General features: G+C 61.5%; 7 protein-coding genes. 5 read left to right on the forward strand and 2 right to left on the reverse strand.

Going from position 1 to position 11601, the window contains the following annotated elements:
- Both gltB and ACOVQ0_RS13005 read left to right on the forward strand, forming a co-directional pair.
- Positions 1-4311 (forward strand): glutamate synthase large subunit (gene gltB, locus ACOVQ0_RS13000; protein ID WP_421885097.1); only part of this gene is annotated, 4311 nt, incomplete at its 5' end.
- Between the two features lie 13 nt (positions 4312-4324).
- On the forward strand, positions 4325-5758 hold the full coding sequence (locus ACOVQ0_RS13005) for a glutamate synthase subunit beta (protein ID WP_421885099.1): 1434 nt from the start codon (positions 4325-4327) through the stop codon (positions 5756-5758).
- Positions 5759-5819: 61 nt separating this feature from the next.
- Here ACOVQ0_RS13005 and ACOVQ0_RS13010 read toward each other — a convergent pair whose 3' ends face one another.
- Positions 5820-7148 (reverse strand): hemolysin family protein, encoded by a 1329-nt coding sequence (locus ACOVQ0_RS13010; protein WP_421885101.1) that lies wholly within the window; start codon positions 7146-7148, stop codon positions 5820-5822.
- Between the two features lie 188 nt (positions 7149-7336).
- On the opposite strand from ACOVQ0_RS13010, the gene ACOVQ0_RS13015 reads away from it, so the two are divergent.
- Together ACOVQ0_RS13015 and ACOVQ0_RS13020 are read left to right on the forward strand one after the other, a co-directional pair.
- Positions 7337-8029 carry an OmpA family protein gene (locus ACOVQ0_RS13015; RefSeq protein WP_421885103.1) on the forward strand — a complete coding sequence of 231 codons (693 nt, stop codon included), beginning with the start codon at positions 7337-7339 and terminating at the stop codon, positions 8027-8029.
- Positions 8030-8159: 130 nt separating this feature from the next.
- On the forward strand, positions 8160-9152 hold the full coding sequence (locus ACOVQ0_RS13020; protein WP_421885104.1) for an aldo/keto reductase: 993 nt from the start codon (positions 8160-8162) through the stop codon (positions 9150-9152).
- A gap of 9 nt (positions 9153-9161) precedes the next feature.
- Here the strand turns inward: ACOVQ0_RS13020 and ACOVQ0_RS13025 are convergent, their stop codons facing one another.
- Positions 9162-9938: a 3'(2'),5'-bisphosphate nucleotidase CysQ gene (locus tag ACOVQ0_RS13025; RefSeq protein ID WP_421885106.1), complete on the reverse strand. Its 777-nt coding sequence runs from the start codon at positions 9936-9938 to the stop codon at positions 9162-9164.
- 225 nt (positions 9939-10163) lie between these two features.
- On the opposite strand from ACOVQ0_RS13025, the gene sucC reads away from it, so the two are divergent.
- Complete coding sequence (sucC, locus tag ACOVQ0_RS13030) at positions 10164-11363, forward strand: ADP-forming succinate--CoA ligase subunit beta (RefSeq protein WP_421885108.1); 1200 nt, start codon at positions 10164-10166, stop codon at positions 11361-11363.
- The last annotated feature ends 238 nt before the right edge of the window (positions 11364-11601 follow it).

Raw genomic sequence — 11601 nt, forward strand, 5'->3', positions numbered from 1 at the left:
TTCGAGAAGTTCATCGCCAAGGAAGGCCAGGAACTGATCGGCTGGCGCGACGTGCCGACCACGCTCGACGGCCTTGGCAAGACCGTGATCGAACAGATGCCGGTCATCCGCCAGTGCTTCATCAAGCGCGGGCCGAACACGCCTGATCAGAATGCGTTCGAGCGCAAGCTGCTGGCCATCCGCAAGCAGACGCAGAACCCGCTAGCGGCGATGGCTGAAAAGCACGGTCTTCCCGGCGTGACGCAGCTTTACATGCCGAGCTTCTCGACCCGCACGATCGTCTACAAGGGCCTGCTGCTGGCCAACCAGGTCGGCTCGTTCTTCGATGATCTGCGCGATCCCGATTGCGTTTCGGCCCTGGGCCTCGTCCACCAGCGTTTTTCGACCAACACCTTCCCAAGCTGGAAGCTGGCGCACCCGTTCCGGTTCATTGCGCACAACGGTGAAATCAACACCGTGCGCGGCAACGTCAACTGGATGAACGCGCGCCGCCGCACGATGGAATCGGAGCTTCTTGGCCCCGATCTCGACAAGATGTGGCCGCTGATCCCGCACGGCCAGTCGGACACCGCCAGCCTCGACAATGCGCTGGAACTGCTGCTGGCCGGTGGTTACAGCCTTGCCCATGCGGTGATGATGCTGATCCCCGAAGCATGGGCTGGCAATCCGCTGATGGATGCCAAGCGTCGTGCGTTCTACGAATATCACGCCGCGTTGATGGAGCCGTGGGACGGCCCTGCTGCGGTGGCCTTCACCGATGGCCGCCAGATCGGCGCAACGCTGGATCGCAACGGCCTGCGTCCCGCGCGCTTCTCGATCACGCGCGACGATCTGATCTGCATGGCGTCCGAAAGCGGCGTCCTGCCTTTCCGTGAGGAAGATGTCGTCCGCAAGTGGCGCCTGCAGCCCGGCAAGATGCTCCTGATCGATATGGAGCAGGGCAAGATCATTGAGGACGAGGAAATCAAGGCTGAACTCGCAGGCGCCGAGCCTTACGAGGAATGGCTGGATTCCGCGCAGTACAACCTGAAGAAGCTCGATGTGATCGAGCCTGAACTGGCCGCGCTGCCGGTTGAAACCACCTCGCTGCTCGATCGCCAGCAGGCCTTCGGGTACACGCAGGAAGACGTGACCAAGTTCCTTGAGCCGATGGCTGTGGCTGGTGACGATCCACTGGGTTCGATGGGCACCGATACGCCGATTGCCGTTCTGTCGAGCCGCTCGCGCCTGCTCTACGATTACTTCAAGCAGAACTTCGCGCAGGTCACCAACCCGCCGATCGATCCGATCCGTGAAGAACTGGTCATGTCGCTGGTCAGCATGATCGGGCCGCGCCCGAACCTGCTCGGCCACGATGCCGGCAGCCACAAGCGTCTCGAAGTCGATCAGCCGATCCTGACGAACGAGGAAGTGGCAAAGATCCGCTCGGTCGAAGCCGCGCTTGACGGCGCGTTCCGCACCGCCACTGTGGACGCCACATGGGATGCCGCTACCGGGGCCGATGGCCTTGAAATGGCGATCAAGGAAATGTGCTGGGCTGCCACCGAAGCGGTGCTGGCCGACAAGAACATCCTGATCCTGTCGGACCGCGCGCAGTGCGAAACCCGCATTCCGATGCCCGCGGCGCTGGCAACGGCTGCCGTTCACCAGCACCTCGTGCGTCAGGGCCTGCGTATGCAGACCGGGCTTGTCGTGGAAACTGGCGAAGCGCGCGAAGTGCACCACTTCTGCGTGCTGGCGGGCTATGGCGCAGAAGCGATCAACCCCTATCTGGCGTTTGAAACGCTGGAACAGATCCGCGTGTCGAAGGAGCTTCCGCTCGAGCCGAAGGATGTAAAGAAGAACTACATCAAGGCCATCGGCAAGGGCATTCTGAAGGTCATGTCCAAGATGGGCATTTCGACCTACCAGTCCTATTGCGGTGCGCAGATCTTCGACGCCGTGGGTCTTTCGACCGAGTTCGTGAATGCCTATTTCACCGGCACGGCGACCACGATCGAAGGCGTCGGCCTCAAGGAAATCGCAGAAGAAACCGTGCGTCGTCACGCTACGGCCTATGGCGACAACCCGATCTACAAGAAGATGCTGGACGTTGGCGGCATGTACCAGCTTCGCCTGCGTGGTGAAGAACATGCCTGGACCGCATCGAACATCGCCAGCCTGCAGCACGCGGTACGCGGCAACACGCCTGAAAAATATCGTGAATTCGCCCAGTCGATCAACGACCAGTCCGAACGGATGCTTACCATCCGCGGGCTGATGGAACTGAAGAAGGCCGATCAGCCTGTCGACATTTCCGAAGTCGAGCCGGCGAGCGAGATCGTCAAGCGTTTCGCCACTGGCGCGATGAGCTATGGCTCGATCTCGTGGGAAGCGCACACCACGCTGGCCGTGGCGATGAACCGCATCGGCGGCAAGTCGAACACCGGTGAAGGCGGTGAAGACCCGGCGCGCTTCAAGCCGATGGCGAACGGCGATTCGATGCGCTCTGCGATCAAGCAGGTGGCCTCGGGCCGCTTCGGCGTGACGGCGGAATACCTCGTCAATGCTGACGACGTGCAGATCAAGATGGCGCAGGGCGCAAAGCCCGGTGAAGGCGGCCAGCTGCCGGGCGACAAGGTTGACAAGACCATTGGCAAGACCCGCCACTCCACGCCCGGCGTCGGCCTGATCTCGCCGCCGCCGCACCACGATATCTACTCGATCGAAGATCTTGCGCAGCTCATTCACGATCTCAAGAACGTGAACACCGGCGCGCGTATCTCGGTCAAGCTGGTGTCCGAAGTGGGCGTGGGCACTGTGGCTGCGGGCGTTTCCAAGGCGCGCGCGGATCACGTCACGATCTCCGGCTATGAAGGCGGCACGGGCGCATCCCCGCTCACCTCGCTGACGCACGCGGGTTCTCCGTGGGAAATCGGTCTTGCCGAAACCCAGCAGACCCTACTGCTCAACAACCTGCGCAGCCGCATCTGCGTGCAGGCCGACGGTGGCCTGCGCACCGGCCGCGACGTGGCCGTGGCCGCGCTGCTGGGCGCGGACGAGTTTGGCTTTGCCACCGCGCCGCTGATCGCTGCTGGCTGCATCATGATGCGCAAATGCCATCTGAACACCTGCCCGGTTGGCGTTGCCACGCAGGATCCGGTGCTGCGCGCGCGCTTCACCGGTCAACCGGAGCATGTGATCAACTACTTCTTCTTCGTTGCTGAAGAACTGCGCGCGATCATGGCCGAAATGGGCTTCCGCACGATTGCCGAAATGGTCGGTCGCGTGGATCGTCTCGATACCAACAAGGCGGTTTCGCACTGGAAGGCGCAGGGCGTCGATCTGTCGAAGCTGCTGTACAAGGTCGATCCCGTTGCGGGCACGACCCTGAACTGGAGCGAGACGCAGGATCACGGTCTTGAAGCCGCGCTCGATCAGGATCTGATCGCGGCCAGCGCCTCGGCACTGGACAAGGGCGAACCTGTTCGTCTCGAACGCAAGGTCATCAACGTCAACCGCACGGTCGGCGCGATGCTTTCGGGTGAAGTGGCGAAGAAGTATGGCCACAAGGGCTTGCCCGACAACACCATCCACATCTCGTTCAAGGGTGTGGCGGGCCAGTCGTTCGGCGCGTTCCTTGCGCATGGCGTAACGCTGGATCTCGTCGGCGATGCCAACGACTATGTGGGCAAGGGGCTTTCGGGCGGTCGGGTGATCGTGCGCCAGCCTTCGCATGTCGAACGTGATCCGACCGAGAACATCATCGTTGGCAACACCGTGCTTTATGGCGCGATTGCCGGTGAGGCGTACTTCAACGGTGTGGGCGGTGAACGCTTTGCAGTGCGCAATTCGGGCGCGCTGGCGGTTGTCGAAGGCACCGGCGATCATGGCTGCGAATACATGACCGGCGGCGTTGTCGTCGTGCTCGGACGCACCGGGCGCAACTTTGCGGCGGGCATGTCGGGCGGTGTGGCCTATGTCTATGACGTCGATGGCAATTTCGCCAAGCTCGTCAATGGCGCGATGGTCGATGTCGTCCCGGTTTCGGCAGAGCGTGACGAAGACGATGGTGCGGGCCGTCCGCAGCAGCGTGGGGTTGACGTCTACGACTACGGCATGGGTGACATGCTGCGTCATGACGCGGAACGCCTGCGGGTGCTGGTGGAACGTCATCACCTCTACACCGGCAGCAACCGTGCGCGCGAAATTCTCGACAACTGGGATGCGGCGCTGGGCAAGTTCGTCAAGGTCATGCCGCGCGACTATGCGCGTGCGCTCCGCCAGATGGAGGCCGAGCGCCTCGAAGCCGCGTCGGTCGCGGCTGAGTAAGGGTTAGATTACAATGGGCAAGGCAACCGGCTTTCTCGAAATCGACCGCAAGGATCGCACCTATGATGCGCCTGCGGAACGTTTGAAGCACTATCGCGAATTCGTGATCCCGCACGATGATTCCGGCCTCAAGGGCCAGGCATCGCGCTGCATGAACTGCGGTATTCCGTACTGTCACAACGGCTGTCCGGTGAACAACCAGATCCCCGACTGGAATCATCTGGTCTATGAAGGTGACTGGCGCGATGCGCTGACCAACCTGCATTCGACCAACAATTTTCCCGAGTTCACCGGTCGCATCTGCCCCGCCCCGTGCGAAGCAGCTTGCACGCTGAACATCGTGGACCAGCCGGTCACCATCAAATCGATCGAATGTGCCATCGTCGATCGCGGGTGGAAGGAAGGCTGGATCGAGCCGCAGGTTCCGGCGAAGAAGACCGGCAAGTCAGTTGCCATCGTCGGTTCTGGCCCTGCCGGCATGGCCGCAGCGCAGCAGCTTGCGCGCGCTGGCCATTCCGTGACGGTGTTCGAAAAGAACGATCGCGTCGGCGGACTGCTGCGCTACGGCATCCCCGACTTCAAGATGGAAAAGACCCACATCAATCGCCGCGCGATGCAGATGGAGGCCGAAGGCGTCCAGTTCCGCACGGGCGTCGAAGTGGGCGTGACCGTCTCGTTCGCTTCGCTGCAGGAAAACTTCGACGCGGTGGTGCTGGCGGGCGGTGCGGAAGATCCGCGCGGCCTCAATATCCCCGGTGCAGAACTGCCCGGCGTGCGCATGGCGATGGAATTCCTGACCCAGCAGAACAAGCGCAACGCAGGAGACGACGAACTGCGCGCCGCGCCGCGCGGCTCGCTTCTCGCTACCGGCAAGCATGTCGTGGTGATCGGCGGCGGCGATACCGGTTCGGACTGTGTTGGCACCTCGAACCGTCAGGGTGCGGCTTCGGTCACCCAGCTCGAAATCATGCCCAAGCCTCCTGAAAAGGAAGACAAGGCGCTGTCATGGCCGAACTGGCCGCTCAAGCTGCGTACCTCGTCCAGCCACGAGGAAGGCTGCGAGCGTGAGTTTGCGGTGCTGACCAAGCGCGTGATTGGCGAAAACGACGTTACCGGTCTGGAATGCGTCCGCGTGGAATGGGTAAACGGCCAGATGCAGGAAGTCGCAGGCAGCGAATTCGTGCTCAAGGCAGACCTCATCCTGCTGGCGATGGGCTTTGTCGGTCCGCGCAAGCAGGGTCTGCTCGAACAGTCCGGCGTCGAGCTTGACCCGCGTGGCAACGTCAAGGGCAACGTCGTCGATTACAAGACCAGCGTCGACAACGTGTTCTCGTGCGGCGATATGCGCCGCGGCCAGAGCCTCGTCGTATGGGCGATCCGCGAAGGCCGCCAGTGCGCCCGTGCCGTGGACCAGGCGCTGATGGGCGTGAGCGAACTGCCGCGCTGATTGTCAGAGCAAATTGAAAAGGAAAGGGGCGTCCGACAGGGCGCCCCTTTTTCGTTGCCTCTTAGGCGTCGCCTTCCGGCTCGACGACTTGCGCGGCTTTCTTGCGGCAAACCAGCAGCTTGTCGATCTTGCGGCCATCCATATCGACCACTTCGAAACGCCAACCCTGATCGGTGAAGTGTTCGCCCTCGTTGGGCAGACGCTTCAGCACCGAAAGGCAGTAACCCGCAGTCGTGGCAAATTCGCGATCATCGGGCATGTCGATGCCAAGCCGGTCTGCCAGCGCATCGGCGGGAAGCGCGCCTGCGATCAACAGCGAGCCGTCCTCGCGCTCCACCACCATCGGTTCGTCGCCCGCATCGGCGTGGCCAACGAAATTGCCCGCGATGGCGGCGAGAAGGTCTGCCGGGGTAACGATTCCTTCAAGATGGCCATACTCGTCATGCACCAGCGCCAGCGCCACTTCGGCCTGCTGGATCATGCCCAGTGCGTCCATCGTGTCGAGTTGATCGGGCACGATGGCAGGCTTCTTCATCAGCCGGCCAAGCTGCACCTTGCGCCCGCGCAGCAGGGTGGAAAGCACGTCACGCACTTTCACGACGCCCACGATCTTGTCTACCGATCCGTCCGCCACCAGCAACAGCGAGTGGGGTGAGTCTTCAATTGCCGCGCGCAATTCGGTTTCGGGTGCGCGGCGCTCGATCCAGTGGAGTTCGGTGCGCGGCGTCATCACTTCACGCACCGGGCGTTCGGCCAGCCGCATGATGCCGGTCATCAGCGCGCGCTCTTCCTCCTCGATCACGCCCGATCGCGTGGCCTCGGCAAAGATCATGTGCAGTTCCTCGGCGGTGACCTCCTGTTCGCTTCCCTGTTTCAGGCCCAGCAAGCGTATGATAAGGCTCGATGAATTGTCGAGCAGCCACACGAATGGCGCGGCCACTTTCGACATCAGCGCCAGCGCAGGGGCTGCGATCTTGGCGATCGGTTCGGCAGCGCGCAGTGCCAGTTGCTTTGGCACAAGTTCGCCGACGACGAGGCTGAGGTAGGTGGTCACTGCAATGACGATCGCAAAGCCCGCATCGTCGGCGTAGCGCGCCGGAACTCCCCAAGCGGCCAGCCGCTCAGCCGTCGGTCCACCAAGGCTGGCACCCGAATAGGCACCGGCAATGATGCCGACGAGCGTGATGCCGATCTGCACGGTCGATAAAAATTTTCCGGGATCGGAAGCGAGCGCCAGTGCGGTCTTCGCACCCTTGCTGCCCTCCTCCGCCGCCACTTTCAATCGTGCCGGACGTGCCGAGACGATTGCCAGTTCCGACATGGAAAACAAGCCGTTGAGCACAACGAGGCCCAGGATAACCAGGACATCAGACCAAGGATAAGGTGTCACGAAACGGCCCCTAACAGATTTCCCGCAAAAGGCGAATAGGCACGCAATTGTTCCCCATCACGTACCCTGTCACAGCAATGACATTTTACGTTCGGGAACCGTTCAGCCAAACCGGGCGTATTTTGACCTGTCATTACGACGTCCTGTCGCTAAATTCGGGGCAGGAAGCCGGTCAAAGGGGACAGGAAATGAAAATTCGCCGCATCATGATGTCAAGCTTGTGTGCAGTTTCGCTGGTCAGCCTCTCTGCCTGCGTTACCGATCCAAACACCGGAGAGCGCAAGGTTTCCCGCACCGCTATCGGTGGCATCGGCGGCGCGCTGGGTGGCGCACTGTTGGGCGGCCTGATCGGTGGCAAAACGGGTCGTATCGTTGGTGCAGGAATCGGTGGCGTTGCCGGTGGCGTGATCGGCTACCAGAAAGACAAGCAGATTCGCGAACTTCGCGAACAGACTGCAGGTACCGGTGTGGACGTAACCGAAACCGATGGCGGTAACGCCATTCTCGTGAACCTGCCGAACGGTGTGACGTTCGATGTGGATAGTTCCACTGTGAAGCCTGCTTTCGGCGCAACGCTTGATCGCGTCGCCCAGTCGCTGGTGCAGTATCCCAATTCGTTGATCGACGTTTATGGTCATACCGATTCCACCGGATCGGACGCCTACAATCAGGCGCTTTCGGAACGTCGCGCTCGCGCTGTGGCCGATTACCTGACCTCGCGTGGGGTTGGTTATGCCCGTATCCGCAGCCAGGGCTTTGGCGAATCGCAGCCGATCGCATCGAACGATACCGAACAGGGCCGTTCGGCCAACCGCCGTGTCGAGATCAAGATTGTTCCGATCAGCCAGGATGATGTGAACGCTGCGCGCAGCGGCCAGTAACCGTCACTTTCACAAACAAGCGGCGCTGCTCTCCCTTGGGGGCAGCGCCGTTTTTGTTGTCATCCTTCCGTTTCGCGGTTGACCCCTGTCGGCGCAGGCTGGCATCGGCGTGGCACAAAGGAGATTGCCCATGCCGATTGAACGCCGCTCTATCAACGGACGCTCTGTAAATCCCGTTGGCCTTGGCTGCATGTCGCTGAGCTGGGCTTATTCTGGCAGGCCGAGTGAGGAGGATGGCATCCGCCTGCTCCACCGGGCGATCGATATCGGCTACGATCATTTCGATACCGCGCGCCTTTATGGCCTTGGTCACAACGAAACGCAGGTCGGCATTGCGCTGAAGGGGCGGCGCGATCAGGTCTATCTCGCGTCGAAGATGGGCATCTTCGCCAGCGGAGAGAAACGCGGGGTCGATTGCCATCCCGATACGATCCGCAGTGAACTCGAAATTTCGCTCAAGCTGCTGCAGACCGACCACATCGACCTTTATTACATGCACCGGCGTGACCGGAACGTGCCAATCGAGGAATCGGTCGGCGCGATGGCGGACCTTGTGAAGGAAGGCAAGATCGGTGGCATCGGCCTGTCGGAAATGTCGGCTGATACGCTGCGCCGCGCTGCTGCGGTTCACCCCATCGCCGCGATGCAGACCGAATATTCGCCGTGGACGCGGCAGGCGGAAATTGCGGTTCTCGATGCGTGCAGCGAACTTGGTACAACCTTCGTGGCCTTTTCGCCGGTCGGACGCGGGGTGCTCGCCAATGGTTTGCGCGATCCTGCCGCGCTGCCCGATGGCGATATTCGCAAAGCCATGCCGCGTTTCATGGGCGATAACTGGCCGAAGAATCTTGCCCTGATCGACCAATTCAACGCTATTGCCGCGCGTGAAGGCGTTACCCCTGCACAGCTCAGCCTCGCCTGGGTGCATTCGCGCGGGGACCACATCGTCACGATCCCCGGCACCGGCAAGATCGCCCATCTCGAAGAGAACATCGCGCGCTGGGATTGGGAAGTGCCCGCCGCTGTCGCCGCAGAAGTCGATGCGCTGATCAACCAGCAGACGGTATCTGGCCACCGCTATGCCGGAGCGATCCTCCCCACCATCGACACCGAGGATTTTTAGGTCCTGACCCTAAACCATTTTGGCGGCGCGGTCGGCCAACCGGTCGACCGCTGCTGCGTGAATCGCTGGCGCAGTCACCAGCAATCCGAATGCACGCGGATCGCGCTTGTTATAGGCCAAGGGCTGCCCGAAAGCATCGCTGACCGATGCACCTGCCTCGCGCGCGATCAGGCTGGCAGCCGCGATGTCCCATTCAAAACCCCAGCGCAGTGTTGCCAGCAGGTCGGCCTCGTTCGCGCCGACCATCGCGATGCGCAGCGCGATGGAATTGGGCTTGTCCACAACAACAAGATCGGCATCGGCTTTCGGCAAACTGTCAGCCGGAACGCGCGAACCGGCCAGTACCGTGCGCGTGCTGGCCTGTAGTGGCACATCGTTGCGCGTCGCACCCTTCCCGGCAACCGCTGCCCAATATTCGCCGCGCGCCGGTGCGCTCAATGCGCCGATCAGCGGCCGCCCTTCGCTCACCAGCGCCACCGAGACAGACCAGCCGGGCCGCCCGCGCACGAAATCGCGCGTGCCGTCTACCGGGTCGACCAGCCAGCACAGGCCCCGGTCCAGTCGGTCAGGATGGTCTACGGTTTCTTCTGACAGCCACCCGGCCGATGGCAACAATGCGCCCAATTCGCGCTTCAGAAAGGCATCGACGGCAATATCCGCATCGCACACCGGGCTGCCGGGAGTCTTTTCCCATACCTGCGGCGCGTGGCCGTGACCGGGCCAGAGGGCGAGCGCCATTTCCCCCGCAGCGCGGACGATAGCGTGAAGGCGGTCATAGTCGATCATCGCGCGCCCCTGATCGTGACGGCTCTATGTATGGTTCTGCAATTGCGAGTTGTTATCAAAGATAGGTGGATACCTCGCATTTACGCCCCTTTTCAAGCCCTGCTTGCTGTGCTTAAGGCATAGCGACTCAAAGCGCCATCGGGGGCGCATACCTTTGCGCCGATGGTGGCGCGCCTGTCGGTTTTCCGGTCAACGCCGGAACGCCATTCAAGTCGGGGATCACGCATGAACGTCCATGAATATCAGGCCAAGGAACTGCTCGCAAAGTTTGGCGTCGGCATCCCGGCCGGCATTGCCGCGCTCACCGTTGAAGAAGCCGTTGCCGCTGCCAAGCAGTTGCCCGGGCCGCTTTATGTCGTGAAGGCGCAGATCCACGCCGGTGGCCGCGGCAAGGGCAAGTTCAAGGAACTGCCTGCTGATGCCAAGGGCGGCGTGCGCCTCGCCAAGAGCGTCGAGGAAGTTGAAGCATTCGCCAAGGAAATGCTCGGCAATACCCTCGTCACCGTGCAGACCGGCGAAGCTGGCAAGCAGGTGAACCGCCTCTACGTGACCGATGGCGTTGATATCGCCAAGGAATACTACCTCTCGATGGTTGTCGATCGCGCCACCAGCCGCGTCGCCATGATCGTGTCCACCGAAGGCGGCATGGACATCGAAGAAGTCGCCCACGCCACGCCGGAAAAGATCGCCACGATCACCATCGATCCGGCAGAAGGCTTCATGCCCCACCACGGCCGCGCCGTCGGCTATGCGCTCCAGCTTTCGGGCGATCTCAACAAGCAGGCCGGCAAGATCGCCGAGCAGCTCTACAACGCTTTCGTAGCGCTGGATTGCGACATGCTCGAAATCAACCCGCTGGTGGAAACCAAGGACGGAAACCTGCTCGTCCTCGACACCAAGATGAGCTTCGATTCGAACTCGCTCTACCGCCACCCCGATGTCTTCGCTCTGCGTGACGAAACCGAGGAAGATCCGGCGGAAATCGAAGCCAGCAAGTATGACCTCGCCTACATCAAGCTCGATGGCAACATCGGCTGCATGGTCAACGGCGCAGGTCTGGCGATGGCCACGATGGACATCATCAAGCTGAATGGCGAATTTCCCGCCAACTTCCTCGACGTGGGCGGCGGCGCCAACAAGGAAAAGGTAACGGCTGCCTTCAAGATCATCCTCAAGGATCCGGCAGTGAAGGGCATTCTCGTCAACATCTTCGGCGGGATCATGAAGTGCGACATCATCGCTGACGGCATTGTCGCCGCAGCAAAGGAAGTGAACCTCTCGGTTCCGCTCGTCGTCCGCCTCGAAGGCACCAACGTCCAGCAGGGCAAGGACATTCTGGCCAATTCGGGTCTGCCGATCGTTCCTGCCAACGATCTGGGCGATGCCGCCAAGAAGATCGTTGCCGAAGTGCGCGCGGTCGCCTGATCGCCAGGCACCACGGCAAGATTGCAAAGGGGCGTCGGGCAACCGGCGCCCCTTTTGTTTGTGCTAGTGGCTGAACGATGGCGCATCGCGGATAAGGTAGCGCATGGCTGCAAGTATAGTTGACGTTTACGTAAGCGCGAATTATGCCGCACCCATTGGTTTTGGATGAAAGGACGCCTCGCGATGAAAGCCCTGGTGTGCGTGAAGCGCGTGATTGACTATAACGTGAAGCCTCGTG

It is taken from the genome of Novosphingobium sp., from assembly GCF_049240505.1.
In the GTDB taxonomy this organism is placed as follows: domain Bacteria; phylum Pseudomonadota; class Alphaproteobacteria; order Sphingomonadales; family Sphingomonadaceae; genus Novosphingobium.

What these genes read in the sequence shown, in the direction of transcription:
- ACOVQ0_RS13005 (WP_421885099.1), top strand. Translation starts at nt 4,325, where the DNA reads ATGGGCAAGGCAACCGGCTTTCTCGAAATCGACCGCAAGGATCGCACC.
- ACOVQ0_RS13015 (WP_421885103.1), top strand. Translation starts at nt 7,337, where the DNA reads ATGAAAATTCGCCGCATCATGATGTCAAGCTTGTGTGCAGTTTCGCTG.
- ACOVQ0_RS13020 (WP_421885104.1), top strand. Translation starts at nt 8,160, where the DNA reads ATGCCGATTGAACGCCGCTCTATCAACGGACGCTCTGTAAATCCCGTT.
- ACOVQ0_RS13025 (WP_421885106.1), bottom strand. Translation starts at nt 9,938, where the DNA reads ATGATCGACTATGACCGCCTTCACGCTATCGTCCGCGCTGCGGGGGAA.
- sucC (WP_421885108.1), top strand. Translation starts at nt 10,164, where the DNA reads ATGAACGTCCATGAATATCAGGCCAAGGAACTGCTCGCAAAGTTTGGC.